This window comes from Streptococcus sp. KR (genome assembly GCF_002238115.1).
Classification (GTDB): domain Bacteria; phylum Bacillota; class Bacilli; order Lactobacillales; family Streptococcaceae; genus Streptococcus.
In genome coordinates this window covers 57,222-75,265 of sequence record NZ_NGVM01000005.1, presented here as the reverse complement: position 1 = coordinate 75,265, position 18,044 = coordinate 57,222, and the positions used below count along the sequence as shown (strand labels likewise).

Genomic DNA, 18,044 nt, shown 5'->3' with positions numbered 1-18,044 from the left:
GGGAGGGATATTTAGATGGAATCAAAAAACAACAAATTAGAAAAAAAGAATATTTTTCTATTAATTATCAGTAGTCAATTAAATGAATTTGGCACTACAATTTATGATTACGCCAATAAATTGGTTATAGCTTCTTCGGAGAGTAAATCAAATTACTACATGAGGATTTATCAATTTTCAGAGATCATTATACAATTGTTATTCAGCCTTTTTGGAGGTGTATTTGCGGACAGTAAGAATAAGAGAAAAATATTAATTGTTACTGATTTTATAGCTAGTTTACTTACCTTTATAGTTTTTATGTTTTATAGTGAAAGTAATGTATATATGTTGATAGTTACAAATATTTGTTTAGCAATTCTATATGCATTTAATGCTCCTGCTTATAGAGCAATAGTAGGAGACTTATTAAGTAAAAATAACATTATTAAATATAATTCTTATTCAAAATCAATTTCGGAATTTTTGAGCATCCTATCTCCAGTTATTGGGATGCTCACGATAGCATTAGTAGGATATAAATATGGAATGCTAGTTAATTCTCTTAGCTTTTTATTATCTGGGTGTTTATCAGTTTTTTTCACTGAATTAAATTTTTTTGATAACTCTCCCCAAAAATCTGACGCCTTTTCAATAAAGTATGGATTTAGTTACATTTATAACAATAAAGAGTTACTTCTTTTACTGATTTCAAGTTCGATGATTAACTTCTTTTCATCAGGAATAAACTTTTATTTACCGTTTATTAATAAAATGTACGATTTGGATAAGTTATATGGCATGATTTTAATTGGTCAAGCAGTTGGGAATATTATTGGGGCTGTATCGAATAATTTTTTTAAAAGAAGTTTTTCGTCAAACCAATATAGTACATTCCTTTTGATATCATCTTTACCACTGATTATGATTCCTTTAGTGAAGATCTGGTCGATTACTTTACTTTTGTTTTCATTATCATCATTAGCTATGACAATTTTTAATGTTCAAATGTTATCGTATTTACAGTCTACAATTGAAAAGGAATATTTAGGAAGGGTATTTAGTATAATTGCATTTTTTGCTTTAATGTTAATGCCTTTAGGAACGGTTGTATTTTCATATTTTAACTTTAAAACATTACTTGTTTTTGGAGTTGTAGGAGTAGGTGACTTACTAACTTGTATACTCTTAAAATTTGCATTGAAGAGTTTAAAATGAATTCGAAATGGCATTGAAGTAATTACTATGATGAGTTATTCAATTGGTGTTGATTTTTGTAAAAAATAGACAGAGAAAAAACTTCTGTCATATTATGACAATTTCCCAGCTTTTTCTGAAAGTGACATATACTTTTCTTAGGAGAAAGCTAGATGTACTAACGGATAAGAGATTTGAGAGAAGATCACGATTTCACCCCAAAATTTGTTGCAAATTTACTTTCCTTCCCTCATACAAATTATGCAAAAATTGAGAGAGGAGAGGTTGCCCTAACGGCAGATGTCCTTGCGCAGCTTTCTAAACTCTATAACGTTAGTACGGATTACCTATTAGGGTTAACAGATTGTCCAGATATGATAAAACATAAAATGAAATAGTCTCTCCTTGATTTGTTCATTGACAATTGAATAAACCGAGGTGGGACTTTCTTATTTGTCGAGCAATTTAGTGATATACGCCGTGATAGGAGCGAAAATTATTAGCTATAAAATAGAGTGGTTCTCTATCTGTCATGACCATAAATAAGGGCAATGATACTTCTGAACGTTCAGGATGCCAACGTAAAAAGATAGTGGGTGAAACTCCCATGAGTAGTAATATCACCAGTCATTCCCACTGGGATAACTTAGAGTAACTTGTTATTAGGAGGGAATGTTTTGGAATAATCAGTAGTAAAATATAGTGTGCAACTTTCAATGTTTAATTTTTTATACTCCTGAAATATGCTGACTAATATTCACATAATCAAAATGTTGGAATTTATAAGTGTGAATAAAAATTTTCATACTATGTCTCCTTGGTTTTTCTTTCTTCACTTATGTGAACTCTGTCAGAAAGTCAGGCTAAATCTTATTTAGTTATAAGTAATGGCTAGCTTCTATAGAATGATAATGAAAATTCTAGATTGGATTTGCATAATACTGTTATCAGTACATCTTCTATCATTGATTTGTTTCACCGGTATTACAGAATCTCGATTAGTTTTACAAGTAAAAATAGAACGTTTTCTATCCTAACGACGAGCAGTATAAGCAGTTTTTTCCTTTGTTTAAATAAAACTAAAATTTAGTATTGTTCAGCTTCAGAGAAGTGCTTGTATGATTGATTTGTGAACATTTCCCTATAATTTTGTAATATTTTTAGACTATAATATATTAGATAAATATGTCTTGTGTGTTTCACTTTATTTTACAATAAGACTAATTTTTGAAAGTCAGTAATTTTAAATAGTTGATAAAATCTTTGCTCTCAGACGGTTAATAGATATGCTTATGAGAAGTGTTTAATAAATTAATTTTAGTTCAAAATGTCCAGTTTGGACACTTTGAAAGATTTCTTAGTTTTATATATTATACTCTTCTCAGGAGAAAGCTAGATGTACAGACGTTTGAGAGATTTGAGGGAAGATCACGATTTGACCCAAAAACAAATAGCAAAAATACTTTCGTTTACAAACTCAGCTTATGCTAAAATTGAACGGGGTGACCATGCCTTGACGGCAGATGTATTGGTAACTCTCTCAAACTTTTACGATGTCAGTACAGACTATCTATTGGGATTGACAGATTTTCCTGATAAAATTCGCTTTAGAAAATAATCTCCTCAATTTCATAGAGTGTAAAAATGAGGAGATTTTTTATTTGTTCTTTGACAATTGAATAGTCCAAAATGGTACTTTCCTCATTTGTGGAGCAGATTTGAATGGCTCGCCATGACAAGAGCGATTTTAAAACCATCAATAAAATAGAGCGATACTTTATATGCCATGATACAAATGATATACAATGATACTTCTGACCGTTCAGGCTGCCACCGTAAAAGAGCAGCAAGTGAAATTCTTATGATGACTTCATCAGTCATGCCATGGAGGTGAAAAAATCTAAGAAAGGAAGTAGTAAAATCATGGAAACAGTAAACTATAAAGATTTAGTTGCGATTGGTTTTCCAGAGCACACATCGAGGAATATTATTAGACAAGCAAAAAAGATTGCTGTAAAAAAGTTTGAAGAAGCTAGAAAAAATGATAAGAATGCGGTACAATTAGGATGTTCACCTTTCGATAATAAAAGGTTAGGCATTGCTCCTAAAAATATTGTAGAAAATTTAATTGGTATTTCTTTTTCAGATATAGAAGGTGAGAAAAATGGTTATATCAAAGACAAAGAAATATAAAGGTGTATACAAAGATTCAAAAGGAAAAATTTACTTTCAAATTGAATTAGGAGTTGATCCAATAACTGGGAAAAGAATTCAAAAGAAAGGAAGGAAAAATCAACAGGGACTACCGTTTGATTCTTTTAAGGAAGCTTATGAAGAGATACTTCGTTTAAAACATGAATTTGTGAACTCTACTATTAATAATAGTTTTCTAACTTTTAGAGAGTTTATGGAAGAGATTTATTTAAAATATTATCAACAAAAGGTTCAATTTGTAACTTATCAGACCGCTTTACCACATCATCAGTTATTTATTAAGCAATTTGGTAGTAAAAAATTATCAGATATTAGTACTATTGACTGTGAAAGATTTCGCTTAGCTATTATAGACAAGTATTCTAGTAACTATGCTAAAAATATGTGGTCTAGATTTAAAGCATGTCTGGGCTATGCAGAAAGATTGGGTTATATTGATAGAGTTCCTTTTAAAGGATTAGATAATCCTAGAGGAAAGCACCCTGATACAAAATTTTGGACATTTGATGAATTTAAGAAGGTAATAAACTCTTTCGATATTAGTGAGTATGAGGGACTCCATAATTACATGACGATCTGGTTATATTTTATGACTGGCTTAAGAGTTAGTGAGGGTATTGCTCTTAAATGGGAAGACATTGATTTTGAACGTAAATGGATTCATGTTCATTCGACAATTGAGAAAGACAAAAACGGTGTATGGTATGCTAAACAACAAACAAAGACAGTAGCAGGGAATCGTAAAATTGATTTAGATGATTTTACGATTACAATACTTAAAAAGTGGCGAGAAGTTCAAATCAAGAATGATGATAAAGATTATGTAATATCACGTTTTGGTGCCCCCTTGTGTAAGTCTACAATTTCTAGGATAATAAAAAGGCATGCTAAGATTACTGGTGTACCAGAAATTACGGGGAAAGGATTAAGACATAGTCATGCATCTTATCTTATAAATGTGTTACATAAGGATACTTTATATGTTTCATATCGATTAGGACACGCTGATAAGTCAACCACGTTGAATACATATAGTCATTGGTATTATTCAGGTGATTCAACAATTTCAGAAGAGATTACAAGCAGTTTAGATAATCTTGGATTATCAATTTACCTACCAAATTCCTGCCAAAGTTGAAAATGGAGGAATTAACCCACTAATACTGGGAGAAAATAAGATTAGCAAATTGTTACTCTTAAATAATAGAGTAACTACATTAGTAGCTTAAAAACAAGAAAAACCGCTATTCTTAGGACTAGCGGTTTTTCTTGTTTTATATAGGGGATTGCTCCAAAGATAATAATTTATAAGTATGAGTTGCCTTTTCAATAAATGGGTTATATAATAGTAATATAGGTATGGAAGATTAATCTTATAATTTATAGTTTTCATTTTGGAGGAGAAAAGATGGCATTAAATTTGTTTGATGTTATTCGTTATGAAGATGAAGATACAAGGAATATACTTGCTTGGAGACATCCTAAAACGAATATCAAGATAGGAGCAACTGTAATTGTAAACCCTGGTCAGTGTGCTGTATTGTTTTCAAATGGAAGAGCAGTAACTACTTATGATGCTGGTAAACATAAGATTGAAGGATATGATATTCAAGTAGTTTCAGGAATAAAAAACTTTCTAAGTGGAGGTATTTCGTCTGACTCATTGTTTTTGTGGTTTGTGAATATGTATGATTTACAACCGATTGGATGGGGAACTTCTTCTCCTATAATGGTTCGAGATCCAGAAAGTGATATTCCTGTAGAATTGAAAATACATGGGAATTTCATTCCTCGAATTGTAGACTTAGAAGCTTTTATATTAGAATTTATGCCAAGTCACCCCGATATTATAACAGCTCCTATTTTACAAAAACGGTTTAGACAAACTGTTAGTGGGTTGATTAGTTCAGCTATTTCACAAGTAATATACAACCATAAGATTCCAATTCTTGATATTGAGATGCACAGTTTTGATATGTCTGTTGCTTTGTCAGCTATTTTATCCAGCCATTTTTCTAAATATGGAATTAGTATTGAGGAATTTAACATTGAGGCTTTAAAGGTAAATCAGAATAGCAATGGATATAGAGAAATCTTTAAATTCCACAAGCAAATTTTGGAAGCCAAAAGCAAGCAGGCTGGTCGAGATATTGAAGAGTATACTTATCAAGAAGAGAGACAATTTGATCTTTTAGAAGAGGCAGCAAAAAATAATGATTCTGCAGGAAATCTAATGGGAGCAGGCGTGGAAATAGCTATGGGACTTTCCTTGGGAGCTAAATTGAGCAACTTGGTAGATCATATTGAAGATAGGAATTCATTTGACAAAGATGTTAATCAACATCAAACTGACCTCAAAGGAGAAACAGGCTTAGCTAAATTTTGTAGCCAATGCGGGACTGCTTTTTTGGAAGGAGCAAACTTCTGTTCTAATTGCGGGCACGAAAGATAGTTCAAATGATTGGAAAAATCATTTTTATATCAATCTTGTTTAAGCATTATCTTTAATCTTTGATTTTTTACATTTTCAAATTTACTTTTGTTTTATTTGGGAAGTCTGGTATTGCCAGAATTTCCCTTTTTCTTAGAAATCTGAAAACTATGATTTCTTTGTTTGTATTTTTAAATCATTCAATTTATGTAATTCTAAGTATGGAAATGTATGAATAAATACAAAGGGGTATGAAGAGTATTTGGAAATTTTTTAAGAGAGTAAGGGATTTACTTAGACAAGTTCTATGACAGGAGGATATTCTAGATGTACCAAGTATTTCGTTTATTAAGTATACTTTTTATGGGATTAACAAGTGCAACATTTTTTCTTTCACTATGGGCTATAACTCTATTTCTTGAACATGGTAGGCCGATTTTCTCAATATTGATTCCTATTATTTTTTCTTTATCAGGTTTCTTTTTGTCATCCTTTGCATTTTATAGCTTTGGTGTTTTAGAAAATATAAAAATTAAAGTCAAAGCTTTGGATGAGATATATAATGGGAAAGCTCTTTATAGAGAATATATAGCAACTAGAGGAGAAGATAGGTGAAACAGTATATTAAGAATAATTGGAAAAAAGGCTTTCATTGGTTAATTTCAAATATAGTAATACTCTGTTTTGTAGTTTTATCACTTGCTATCTTTTCTATAGATGATGAACCAAGAATCTTTATATTGAAAAATCTTGATTTTATAATTTTGGCAAAATCTATTGGAATTCCCGTTGTTATCAGTTTTTTATTTTTATCATTTCAAAATGTTACCTTTGTGCCAGTTGCTTTAGTTATTTTATATTTGTTTCGAGAAACAATTAAAGATTCCTTTTCCTTGAAGAAATTAAAACAGAAGAATTTACTTCAAATGCTTGTTTTAATCATTTTATCATCATTTTTTGAATATGAAAAATCTAGGGAATGGTCTATTCGATTTTTATTTCTTTTAGTTCCTTGGTATTTGCTTAGTGTGATTTTAATTTTGGTAATGACTTATTGTGAGTCTAGGAGACAAGAAGAAGTCAAGAAACGAAATCAAATACAAGCTTTATTCACTTTATTTGAAAAGCACCAGATTAACAAAAATACATATCCCGTTATTTGTCCATCATGTAGTGGTGAGAATCTGCTTGACCTAGGGCAAGGTAAATCATGTGATTATTGTGGTGCATGGTTATCTAGAAAGGAAATATAAATGAGACGATATCGTTTAATCATTTCCAAGGTTGTTTATCCTATAGTATCTTTCATATGTATTGTCACCGGATTGAAATTTTATCAGTACATTGATAACTATATAAGATGGATTTTAGGAAAAAAAGAAGGTTTACTTTATGATTTCTACTTTATCTGGCTTTTAATAGTTACAATTTTGTTTGTTTTATTTTTCCTATTTTTGATTATATCGTCTTTTTTATTTTTGAAACAGCCGCGTATGAAACAATATGATAAAGCTTTGATAACAGTTCTTAAGTTTGAAGAACAAGGTGAAGATGTTATTGAAATTAAGGGAAAAGAATTGCGAGATGAGTTATCTTATAAATTATCAGCAAAACGTGTTTATTGTCCTACTTGTTATAAGCCAACAGATGGAGTAATTGGAACTCAATTAACCTGTGCAACTTGCGGTAAAACTTTTATAGTTTCTTGATTTTAGGATAATCGAAATGATATTATCTTATAGCTATTTTGATATTGTTTTTAAAACCTAGTAAGTTTGTTTACTTTAAAAAACCGCTATTCTTAGAACTAGCGGTTTTTATTTTTATGTGCCAGGGGGCAAAAAAGGGAAAGGAATCTTTAAAAGTGAGGAGAGTTAGATTGAAAGAATCATATTGGTAAATCGAAATGATGGATATTTGTATCATGTCATAAATCGTTATCAAACGATAATATTGATTTTCTTACAAATTAAGAGTATAATTTATAAAAATGAGTGTTCACTCAATTTTTGTGAAATTAAGGAGTAAAGAAAATGGTTGTTGAAGCAATAGAGTACAGTCGTTTCGGTAACGAAGAGATCTTGGATTTGCTGAAGATAGACTCTACAGCCTTGGATGTAAATCAGGTGAGAGTAGAAGTTCATGCTGTTGGTTTAAATCCTATTGATTATAAAACTTTTAAGGGAGCGAAACCCCTTCGATTTCTATCTTTTATAACGAAATTAAGGAAACCAAGTCGTTGGTTTGAATCTAAATCATCTTTATTTCCAAGAGGTGTGGGGAGAGATTTTTCTGGAGTTATTACAGAAGTTGGAAATGAAGTAAGTAGGTTTTCAGTAGGAGACAAGGTGTTTGGAACAATGATTAGTGATCCTGGTTTGGGAACTAAGAGAGGAGCTTTAGCAACAGAAATTTGTGTCAATGAATCGGAAATTGTATTGAAACCAGAGATGATTGACATGGCCCACGCAGCTACTATGGGAGTAGCTTCTCTAACTGTAGGTGGGGCTTTTAGAAGAATCGGTTTAAATTCAAGAGATACTGTTGTTATTTCAGCTGCAGCAGGAGGTATTGGAAGTATTGCAGTACAGTATGCAGTTGCTAAGGGTGCGAAAGTAATCGGAATCGCAAGTAAGAAAAATGCAGAGTATCTGAAGTCTTTAGGTGCCATACCAGTAAGTTACGAAGAGAATATCATGAAGGCTCTTCTATCAGCTAGTCTAACGCCTATTACAAAATTTTTGGATTGTTATGGATCTGATTATGTTAGATTGGCTTTTAGTTTAGGCTTGAAGGGGACAGCTATTGGGACATTAGTACCTTCGCCCTATGTTATGATAAAAGGTGCTCAGTTTACTGGTCCAAGACATTCCACATATGATGATTTTAGCACTTTAACTGAAATGGTCTCAGACGGGAAGGTTCAGCTGAAAATTGATCAAGTGTATGACTTTTCTCTAAAGTCAGTTAGAGAAGCCTATCGTAGTCTGAAAATGGGACACAGTCGAGGCAAAAAAGTCGTAAAAGTAAGAGAGTAGAAGAGAAGTGCTAGCGATGGAAAGTTTAGAACAAAAGTATGCTCAGACGTTAGAAGTTAGCAACTTGAGCTTGAAACAACGTCGAGTATTATTATCAAGCTTAAAATTATTCTCAGAAATTGGATTTGAGAATACAACGTCCAGCCTTATTGCCGAACGCGCTGGAGTGTCAGAAGGAACTGTTTTTAGTTACTTTAAAACAAAGGAAGGTATTTTAGAAGCCATTTTATCTACTTTTCTAGAACAGGTTATTCCAGAAGTAATTGCGGATTTCTCAGAAAAAAAATTCACAGTAGATCAAAAAACTTTTCCCTTCTTTTTAAAAAGTATTGTTCGAGATAGGCTCTTTTTCATTCAGGAGAATCAAATGCATGTTAAAATTCTCTTGGGGCGTTCTTTTATTGATAAAAATCTTTCTATCCAGTTAGGAAATATTATTGTTCAATCTATAATAGAACCAATTAGCCCTGCTTTAAATCAATTTAAAGAAAAAGGACTTATTCTAAATTGGTCAAATGAAAGAATTGTTCGATACATTTTAGCATTGAGTTTTTCTTATCTTATTCCCATGATGTTGAATGATGAAGGAACTATAAACATAGATGAAGCAGTTGATGAGATTGTTGAATGTTTGTCATCTGCCCTAATGAAAGTAAAATAAATTCTGATGTTAAAACTCACTGTTAATGGTGAGTTTTTTGAATTCAACATAAAAATCCCCAATCGTAGTGATTGAGGATTAAGCAAATGAATCTTAAACAATACCTTGTGCGATCATAGCATTTGCTACATTTTCAAAAGCAGCAATGTTAGCTCCTGCAAGGTAGTCTTTATCAAGACCGTATGTTTCTGAAGTTGTTTTAGCTGTGTTGAAGATGTTTGTCATGATGTCTTTGAGACGTCCATCAACTTCTTCACGAGTCCATGAGAGGCGAAGGCTATTTTGGCTCATTTCAAGAGCTGAAACGGCTACACCACCAGCATTGGCAGCTTTTGCAGGTCCGTAAAAGATACCATTTTCTTTGTAGACTTTGATGGCATCAAGGTCGCTTGGCATGTTGGCACCTTCAGATACACAGATAACTCCTTGAGCAACCAAACGTTTAGCTGCTTCACCGTTGATTTCGTTTTGAGTAGCACATGGAAGAGCGATGTCATAGTTTCCAGCGTAAGTCCATACAGAACCTTCATGATAAGTAGCAGTTGCTTTCTCAGCTGCATACTCAGTCAAACGAGCGCGACGTTTTTCTTTAACATCAACCAAAAGATCGAAGTCGATACCATTTTCATCGATGACATAGCCGTTTGAGTCAGATACAGAGATTACAGTAGCACCAAGTTCAGTTGCTTTTTGAAGAGCGTATTGAGCAACGTTACCAGAACCTGAAATAACCACTTTCTTACCAGCAAAGCTATTACCGTTAGCTTTAAGCATTTCTTCAGTGTAGTAAACCAAACCGTAACCAGTTGCTTCTGGACGAATCAAGCTACCACCAAATCCAAGAGGTTTACCAGTCAAGACACCAGCATCAAATTGGTTAAGGCGTTTGTACTGACCGTAAAGGTAACCAATCTCACGTCCACCTACACCGATATCACCAGCAGGTACGTCAAGTGATGGTCCGATGTGTTTTTGTAATTCAGTCATGAAGCTTTGGCAGAAGCGCATCACTTCAGCATCTGTTTTACCTTTAGGATCGAAGTCTGATCCACCTTTACCTCCACCGATAGGAAGTCCAGTCAAGACGTTTTTGAAGATTTGTTCAAATCCTAGGAATTTCAAAATCCCTTGGTTAACAGTTGGGTGGAAACGAAGTCCGCCTTTGTATGGTCCAACAGCTGAGTTGAATTGAACACGGTAACCACGGTTTACTTGAATGTTTCCATCACGGTCAACCCAAGGAACACGGAAAGAAATTACGCGTTCTGGCTCAGTAATACGTGCCAAGATATTTTCTTCGATATACTCAGGGTGTTTTTCAAATACAGGTTCTAAAGTGTTGAAAAATTCTTCAACAGCTTGGAGGAATTCAGCCTCGTGCCCGTTACGAGCTTTTACAGTTTCAAACACGCTTTGGATATATTCTTTAGCAGATGTCATATCGTTCTCCTTAAATTCTAATTTAATTATGTGTGTCATTATAGCAGAATTTTTTTTAACTGTAAAGAGAAAAACAAAAATTTTCTAAAAATTCTTTCAATTTGATTTTTGGGGTTGTTTGAAATTGGAATTTTTTGAAAGTGGATAAAAAACGAACGTTTTTCTTATAAATGCCTTTCTTAAAGAGAAAAGCTGAAAATATGGTATAATATTAGAAATAAATGGAATCCGGAGGATCAGAATCATGGTATCAACAAAAACACAAATTGCTGGTTTTGAGTTTGACAATTGCTTGATGAATGCAGCAGGTGTGGCTTGTATGACGATAGAGGAGTTAGAAGGGGTTAAAAACTCAGCGGCAGGAACCTTTGTCACTAAGACAGCGACCTTGGACTTTCGTCAGGGGAATCCTGAGCCACGCTATCAAGATGTTCCACTTGGTTCCATCAACTCTATGGGCTTGCCAAATAATGGCTTAGACTATTATTTGGACTACCTTTTGGACTTGCAGGAAAAAGAGACGAACCGAACTTTCTTCCTATCTCTAGTCGGCATGTCTCCAGAGGAAACCCATACTATCTTGAAAAAAGTCCAAGAGAGTGAGTTTCGTGGTCTGACTGAACTAAACCTTTCCTGTCCAAATGTTCCAGGTAAACCTCAGATTGCCTATGATTTTGAGACAACTGACCGGATTTTGGCAGAGGTATTTGCCTATTTTACCAAACCTCTGGGAATTAAATTGCCACCATATTTTGATATTGTTCACTTTGACCAAGCGGCAGCTATTTTCAACAAGTATCCTCTTAAGTTTGTCAACTGCGTTAACTCTATCGGAAACGGCCTGTATATAGAAGATGAGTCCGTCGTTATTCGTCCTAAGAATGGTTTTGGTGGGATTGGTGGGGAGTACATCAAACCGACTGCTCTAGCGAATGTTCATGCTTTTTATCAACGTTTAAATCCTCAAATCCAAATCATCGGAACAGGTGGCGTTCTGACTGGTAGAGATGCCTTTGAACATATCCTCTGTGGAGCTAGTATGGTGCAGGTGGGAACTACCCTTCACAAAGAAGGAGTTGGTGCTTTTGATCGTATTACCAATGAACTGAAAGCAATCATGGCGGAAAAAGGGTACGAAAGCCTAGAAGATTTCCGTGGGAAATTGCGCTATATTGATTAAATTCATTAAAAAATCAGAAGAAAGGAGAGAAGATGCTAGCCATTGAAGAAAGTCAGAAGTTGACTTTATCAAATTTACCTAGTCTGAGCCTATTTACAGGGACAGAGCAGGGTCAGTTTGAAGTTATGAAGAGTCAAGTATTGAAACAGATTGGTTATGATTCTGCCGACCTCAACTTTGCCTACTTTGATATGAAAGAAGTAGTTTACAAGGATGTGGAACTGGAGTTGGTCAGTCTTCCTTTCTTTGCGGATGAGAAAATCGTGATATTAGATCATTTTGTCGATATCACAACTGCTAAAAAGCGCTTTTTGACAGATGATGAGCTCAAGTCATTTGAGGAATACTTTGACAATCCTTCACCAACAACCAAGTTGATAATCTTTGCAGAAGGAAAGCTGGATAGCAAAAGACGGTTGGTTAAATTACTTAAGCGTGATGCCAAGGTCTTCGATGCAGTAGAAGCTAAAGAACAAGAACTGCGTCAGTATTTTCAAAAGTGGAGCCAGAAAGAAGGTCTGCAGTTTGCCAATCATTCTTTTGAAAATCTCCTCATCAAGTCTGGTTTTCAATTTAGCGAAATCCAGAAAAATCTCCTCTTTTTACAGTCCTATAAAGAAGACTCTGTTATCGAGGAAGAGGATATTGTTAACGCAATTCCCAAGACCTTGCAGGACAATATTTTTGATTTAACTCAGTTTATTCTGACTAAAAAGATGGACCAGGCGCGCGATTTGGTGAGAGACTTGACCTTGCAAGGGGAAGATGAAATCAAGTTGATTGCAGTCATGCTAGGACAATTTCGGACTTTTACTCAGGTGAAAATTTTGTCGGAGTCTGGGCAAACAGAATCGCAGATTGCAAGTAGTCTAGGAAATTTTCTCGGACGCAATCCTAATCCCTATCAAATCAAGTTTGCGTTGAGAGATTCACGAGGACTTTCCTTGAGCTTTTTGAAGCAAGCTATTTCCTATTTGATTGAGACAGACTATCAGATTAAAACAGGCCTTTATGAAAAAGGTTTCCTTTTTGAAAAGGCACTCTTACATATTGCTAGCCAGGTAAATTAGTCCTATTTCAAAAAATTTTTATCCCGCGTCAGGATTATCTTGTCGTGGGTTTCTTGCTGATTTACTTATTTTATACTCAATGAAAATCAAAGAGCAAACTAGGAAACTAGCCGCAGGTTGCTCAAAGCACTGCTTTGAGGTTGTAGATAAGACTGACGAAGTCAGCTCAAAACATGTTTTTGAGGTTGCGGATGAAACTGACGAAGTCAGTAACATATATCTACGGCAAGGCGACGTTGACGCAGTTTGGAGAGATTTTCGAAGAGTATGATTAGAAAGTATCTCAGTGATTTCCTTATCTATAAGCAAAAAACTTGAAAAAAGTGAATGTTTACGTTATCATTTTCATATAGAAAGAAAAAGAGGTATTACAGATGGCTATTATCTTACCAGATCTTCCATATGCATACGACGCTTTGGAACCATACATCGATGCGGAAACAATGCACTTGCACCATGACAAACACCATCAAACTTATGTCAACAATGCTAATGCAGCTCTAGAAAAACACCCTGAAATCGGTGAAGATCTTGAAGTCTTGCTTGCTGATGTAGAATCTATCCCAGCTGATATCCGTCAAGCGCTTATTAACAATGGTGGTGGACACTTGAACCACGCTCTTTTCTGGGAATTGATGACTCCTGAGAAAACAGCTCCTTCAGCAGAACTTGCAGCAGCAATCGATGCAACATTTGGTTCATTTGAAGAATTCCAAGCAGCCTTCACTGCAGCAGCAACAACTCGTTTCGGTTCTGGATGGGCATGGTTGGTTGTCAATAAAGAAGGTAAACTTGAAGTGACTTCAACAGCAAACCAAGACACACCAATCTCAGAAGGTAAAAAACCAATCTTGGGCTTGGATGTTTGGGAACATGCTTACTACGTGAAATACCGCAACGTGCGTCCTGACTACATCAAAGCTTTCTTCTCAGTGATCAACTGGAACAAAGTAGATGAATTGTACGCAGCAGCTAAATAATGATAGTTGGAGGGAAGAATTGTTCTTCTCTTTTTAAGGTTATATTATTTTTGTCTGACAAAATCGTCAGACTTTTTTCATTTTTATGAGAAACGTGCTAACTGCTAGAAATTATGGTAGAATAAAGTATTAAGTAATCGTGGAAAAAGGATATCTATGCGAAAAGAAATTGCACCTGAATTATACAACTATAACAAGTTTCCTGGTCCTGAGTTCCATTTACATGGGGACAAGGTCGAAACGGAAGGGATAGTTTTTTCCTTGGTGGAAAATATCAAGGATGCCTTTGATGTGACGGCTTTTAATCAGCGTTTTTCAGAAGTCTTAACCAAGTTTGATTATATCGTGGGAGACTGGAGCAACGAACAGCTTCGCCTACGAGGTTTTTATAAGGATGACCGAACAGAAGAAAAACTTGAAAAAATCAGTCGTTTACAAGACTACCTTTTAGAGTATTGTAGTTATGGTTGTGCTTATTTTGTCTTAGAAAATGAAGCCCCTAAGCGAGCATCATTTGACAAGAAAATACGTAAGAAGGAAGAAGAAACACCTTCTAGAAAAGGAAAGAAACCGACTCAAACCAAACGAAAACCGAATGCAGATAAGAAAAATAGACGTCGTCAAAAAGACCAGCATTCTCAGAAAGAGGACAAGGGACAACGTCATTTTGTCATTCGTCAGAAGTGAGTAGAGAATAAGGAGTAGAAATGAAACCGTCAATTTATAGTTTAACACGTCAAACCATGCAGGAATGGGTTTTGGAGCAGGGAGAAAAGAAATTCCGTGCAGACCAAATCTGGGAATGGCTCTATCGTAAACGTGTCCAGTCATTTGAAGAGATGACCAACCTTTCCAAGGATTTGATTGCTAAGCTTAATGATCAGTTTGTGGTTAATCCATTGAAACAGCGAATCGTGCAAGAATCTGCTGATGGGACAGTTAAATATCTTTTTGAATTGCCAGATGGTATGTTGATTGAGACTGTACTTATGCGTCAACACTATGGTTTGTCAGTCTGTGTGACCACTCAGGTCGGCTGTAATATCGGTTGTACCTTCTGTGCCTCTGGTTTGATCAAGAAGCAACGTGACCTCAATAATGGGGAGATTGTAGCGCAAATCATGCTGGTTCAGAAATACTTTGATGAGCGTGGTCAGGACGAGCGCGTCAGCCATATTGTTGTCATGGGTATCGGTGAGCCCTTTGATAACTATAACAATGTCTTGAATTTCGTTCGTACTATCAATGATGACAAGGGAATGGCCATCGGTGCTCGTCACATTACGGTTTCAACCTCAGGTTTGGCCCATAAAATTCGTGATTTTGCTAATGAAGGTGTTCAGGTCAATCTTGCCGTTTCCCTTCACGCACCTAATAATGAACTGCGCTCAAGCATCATGAAGATTAACCGTGCCTTTCCGATTGAAAAACTCTTTGCTGCTATTGAGTATTATATCGAAACAACCAATCGTCGTGTAACCTTTGAGTATATTATGCTTAATGAAGTCAACGACGGTGTAGAACAAGCCTTGGAATTGGCTGAATTGCTCAAGAATATCAAGAAATTGTCTTATGTAAACTTGATTCCTTATAACCCAGTTAGTGAGCATGACCAATATAGCCGTAGTCCTAAAGAGCGCGTCCTGGCCTTCTATGATACGCTTAAGAAAAAAGGGGTTAACTGTGTTGTTCGTCAAGAGCATGGTACTGATATTGATGCAGCTTGTGGACAATTGCGTTCTAATACAATGAAACGTGACCGCCAGAAAGCAGTCGCAGCAGTCAATCCTTAATGATGAAGAAAACTTATAATCATGTTTTGGTCTGGGGAGTTATTTTATATAGTATTTGTATCATCTACTTTTGCTTTACTCCTCAAGAACATTCTCCTGTGGGAGTGGAAACTCCAGGTATTCAGCATCTTGGACGCCTGGTTTTTCTTTTGACTCCTTTCAATTCTTTCTGGAAACTGGGTGAAGTGAGTGACATTGGACAATTATGCTGGATTTTTCTACAAAATATCCTTAATGTTTTCTTACTTTTTCCTCTGATTTTCCAACTCCTTTATCTCCTTCCAAATTTGCGGAAAACAAGAAAAGTGCTCTTTTTTAGTTTTCTAGTGAGTCTTGGAATCGAGTGTACGCAGTTAGTCTTGGACTTTTTCTTTGATTTTAATCGCGTCTTTGAAATTGATGATTTGTGGACCAATACTTTGGGTGGCTATCTGGCTTGGCTACTTTATAAACGATTACATAAAAACAAGATAAGGAATTAATATGAGTATTTTAGAAGTTAAAAATCTGAGTCATGGTTTTGGTGACCGTGCAATTTTTGAAGATGTGTCCTTCCGCCTTCTCAAAGGAGAACATATCGGCCTCGTCGGTGCCAATGGTGAAGGAAAATCAACCTTTATGAGTATCGTGACTGGTAAGATGCTGCCAGATGAAGGGAAGGTTGAGTGGTCCAAATATGTGACTGCCGGTTACTTGGATCAGCACTCTGTCCTTGCTGAAGGGCAGTCGGTACGCGATGTTCTCCGTACGGCCTTTGATGAGCTATTCAAAGCTGAAGCTCGTATCAATGACCTTTATATGGAAATGGCTGAAGATGGAGCGGACGTTGATGCTCTCATGGAAGAAGTTGGCGAACTTCAAGACCGTTTAGAGAGTCGTGATTTCTATACCTTGGATGCTAAGATTGACGAAGTAGCGCGTGCCCTTGGTGTCATGGACTTTGGCATGGATACAGATGTAACCTCTTTGTCAGGTGGGCAAAGAACCAAGGTACTTTTGGCTAAACTCCTCCTTGAAAAGCCCGATATCTTGCTGTTGGACGAGCCGACCAACTACTTGGATGCTGAGCATATTGACTGGCTTAAGCGCTATCTCCAAAACTATGAGAATGCCTTTGTCCTTATTTCGCACGATATTCCATTCCTGAACGACGTGATTAATATTGTCTACCATGTGGAGAATCAACAGCTGACGCGTTATTCTGGTGACTACTACCAGTTCCAAGAAGTTTATGCTATGAAGAAATCTCAGCTAGAGGCTGCCTACGAACGTCAGCAAAAAGAAATTGCGGACCTCAAGGACTTCGTGGCTCGAAACAAAGCGCGTGTTGCAACACGAAACATGGCCATGTCTCGTCAGAAGAAATTGGATAAGATGGATATTATCGAGTTGCAAAGTGAGAAACCAAAACCATCCTTTGATTTCAAACCAGCTCGTACGCCAGGGCGTTTTATCTTCCAAGCCAAGGATTTGCAAATTGGTTATGACCGTCCTCTGACCAAGCCTTTAAATCTTACCTTTGAACGCAATCAAAAGATTGCCATTATCGGTGCCAATGGTATCGGTAAAACAACTCTATTGAAGTCTCTATTGGGCATTATTCCGCCAATCGTTGGGGAAGTGGAACGCGGTGACTATCTAGAACTTGGCTACTTTGAACAAGAAGTAGAAGGTGGTAATCGCCAAACTCCTCTTGAAGCTGTCTGGAATGCCTTTCCAGCCCTCAACCAAGCAGAAGTCCGTGCAGCCCTTGCCCGTTGTGGTCTGACAACCAAGCATATTGAAAGCCAAATTCAGGTCTTGTCAGGTGGGGAACAAGCCAAGGTTCGTTTCTGTCTCTTGATGAATCGTGAAAACAATGTTTTAGTGCTGGACGAGCCGACCAACCACTTGGATGTGGATGCCAAGGATGAACTCAAACGTGCTCTCAAAGAATACAAGGGGTCTATCCTTATGGTCTGCCACGAACCAGACTTCTATGAAGGCTGGATGGACCAAATCTGGGATTTTAATAATTTAACTTAAGAATGAGAGTAAAAGAAATACAGTACCGAATGTGGA

Annotated in this window: 19 protein-coding genes; 18 read left to right on the top strand and 1 reads right to left on the bottom strand. The window is 35.7% G+C overall.

What is annotated here, in order from left to right; genetic code table 11:
* Nucleotides 1-15 precede the first annotated feature (15 nt).
* The 11 genes from CBI42_RS02955 (at nt 16) to CBI42_RS02900 (ending at nt 9,520) form a co-directional block, all read left to right on the top strand.
* Complete coding sequence (locus tag CBI42_RS02955; RefSeq protein ID WP_023916205.1) at nt 16-1,197, top strand: MFS transporter; 1,182 nt, start codon at nt 16-18, stop codon at nt 1,195-1,197.
* A 164-nt stretch (nt 1,198-1,361) separates the two neighbouring features.
* Entirely contained in the window at nt 1,362-1,574 is a 213-nt protein-coding gene (locus CBI42_RS02950; RefSeq protein ID WP_256963626.1) for a helix-turn-helix domain-containing protein, read from the top strand.
* 998 nt (nt 1,575-2,572) lie between these two features.
* Complete coding sequence (locus CBI42_RS02945; RefSeq protein WP_094753219.1) at nt 2,573-2,794, top strand: helix-turn-helix domain-containing protein; 222 nt, start codon at nt 2,573-2,575, stop codon at nt 2,792-2,794.
* Nucleotides 2,795-3,099: 305 nt separating this feature from the next.
* Nucleotides 3,100-3,369, top strand: coding sequence for a DUF3173 family protein (locus CBI42_RS02935; protein ID WP_000450956.1), 270 nt, complete (start codon nt 3,100-3,102; stop codon nt 3,367-3,369).
* Entirely contained in the window at nt 3,341-4,528 is a 1,188-nt protein-coding gene (locus CBI42_RS02930) for a tyrosine-type recombinase/integrase (RefSeq protein WP_094753218.1), read from the top strand. The genes CBI42_RS02935 and CBI42_RS02930 overlap by 29 nt, the downstream gene beginning before the upstream one ends.
* A 270-nt stretch (nt 4,529-4,798) precedes the next feature.
* The gene (locus CBI42_RS02925; protein WP_094753217.1) at nt 4,799-5,842 is read left to right on the top strand and encodes an SPFH domain-containing protein; all 1,044 of its coding nucleotides are present in this window, start codon (nt 4,799-4,801) and stop codon (nt 5,840-5,842) included.
* A gap of 306 nt (nt 5,843-6,148) precedes the next feature.
* Complete coding sequence (locus CBI42_RS02920; RefSeq protein WP_094753216.1) at nt 6,149-6,436, top strand: hypothetical protein; 288 nt, start codon at nt 6,149-6,151, stop codon at nt 6,434-6,436.
* Complete coding sequence (locus tag CBI42_RS02915; RefSeq protein ID WP_020901491.1) at nt 6,433-7,074, top strand: hypothetical protein; 642 nt, start codon at nt 6,433-6,435, stop codon at nt 7,072-7,074. Before CBI42_RS02920 ends, CBI42_RS02915 begins: the two co-directional genes overlap by 4 nt.
* Nucleotides 7,075-7,530 carry a hypothetical protein gene (locus CBI42_RS02910; RefSeq protein WP_094753215.1) on the top strand — a complete coding sequence of 152 codons (456 nt, stop codon included), beginning with the start codon at nt 7,075-7,077 and terminating at the stop codon, nt 7,528-7,530. It abuts the gene before it with no gap.
* A gap of 324 nt (nt 7,531-7,854) precedes the next feature.
* A complete protein-coding gene (locus tag CBI42_RS02905) occupies nt 7,855-8,859 on the top strand; it encodes an NADP-dependent oxidoreductase (RefSeq protein ID WP_094753214.1) in 1,005 nt (334 codons plus the stop codon).
* 16 nt (nt 8,860-8,875) lie between these two features.
* Entirely contained in the window at nt 8,876-9,520 is a 645-nt protein-coding gene (locus CBI42_RS02900; protein ID WP_094753213.1) for a TetR/AcrR family transcriptional regulator, read from the top strand.
* A gap of 93 nt (nt 9,521-9,613) precedes the next feature.
* On the opposite strand, the gene gdhA is transcribed toward CBI42_RS02900, so the two are convergent.
* On the bottom strand, nt 9,614-10,960 hold the full coding sequence (gene gdhA, locus CBI42_RS02895; RefSeq protein ID WP_070842577.1) for an NADP-specific glutamate dehydrogenase: 1,347 nt from the start codon (nt 10,958-10,960) through the stop codon (nt 9,614-9,616).
* Nucleotides 10,961-11,204: 244 nt separating this feature from the next.
* On the opposite strand from gdhA, the gene CBI42_RS02890 reads away from it, so the two are divergent.
* From CBI42_RS02890 to CBI42_RS02855, 7 genes are all read left to right on the top strand, one after another.
* The gene (locus CBI42_RS02890; RefSeq protein WP_094753212.1) at nt 11,205-12,140 is read left to right on the top strand and encodes a dihydroorotate oxidase; all 936 of its coding nucleotides are present in this window, start codon (nt 11,205-11,207) and stop codon (nt 12,138-12,140) included.
* A gap of 32 nt (nt 12,141-12,172) precedes the next feature.
* A complete protein-coding gene (gene holA, locus CBI42_RS02885; RefSeq protein ID WP_094753211.1) occupies nt 12,173-13,210 on the top strand; it encodes a DNA polymerase III subunit delta in 1,038 nt (345 codons plus the stop codon).
* Between the two features lie 374 nt (nt 13,211-13,584).
* Nucleotides 13,585-14,190: a superoxide dismutase SodA gene (sodA, locus tag CBI42_RS02875; protein WP_094753210.1), complete on the top strand. Its 606-nt coding sequence runs from the start codon at nt 13,585-13,587 to the stop codon at nt 14,188-14,190.
* Between the two features lie 156 nt (nt 14,191-14,346).
* Nucleotides 14,347-14,877 carry a YutD family protein gene (locus tag CBI42_RS02870; protein ID WP_094753209.1) on the top strand — a complete coding sequence of 177 codons (531 nt, stop codon included), beginning with the start codon at nt 14,347-14,349 and terminating at the stop codon, nt 14,875-14,877.
* 20 nt (nt 14,878-14,897) lie between these two features.
* On the top strand, nt 14,898-15,983 hold the full coding sequence (gene rlmN, locus CBI42_RS02865; protein ID WP_000804760.1) for a 23S rRNA (adenine(2503)-C(2))-methyltransferase RlmN: 1,086 nt from the start codon (nt 14,898-14,900) through the stop codon (nt 15,981-15,983).
* Nucleotides 15,983-16,465: a VanZ family protein gene (locus CBI42_RS02860; RefSeq protein WP_094753208.1), complete on the top strand. Its 483-nt coding sequence runs from the start codon at nt 15,983-15,985 to the stop codon at nt 16,463-16,465. The genes rlmN and CBI42_RS02860 overlap by 1 nt, the downstream gene beginning before the upstream one ends.
* 1 nt (nt 16,466) lies before the next feature.
* Entirely contained in the window at nt 16,467-18,008 is a 1,542-nt protein-coding gene (locus CBI42_RS02855; RefSeq protein ID WP_094753207.1) for an ABC-F family ATP-binding cassette domain-containing protein, read from the top strand.
* Nucleotides 18,009-18,044: the final 36 nt, after the last annotated feature.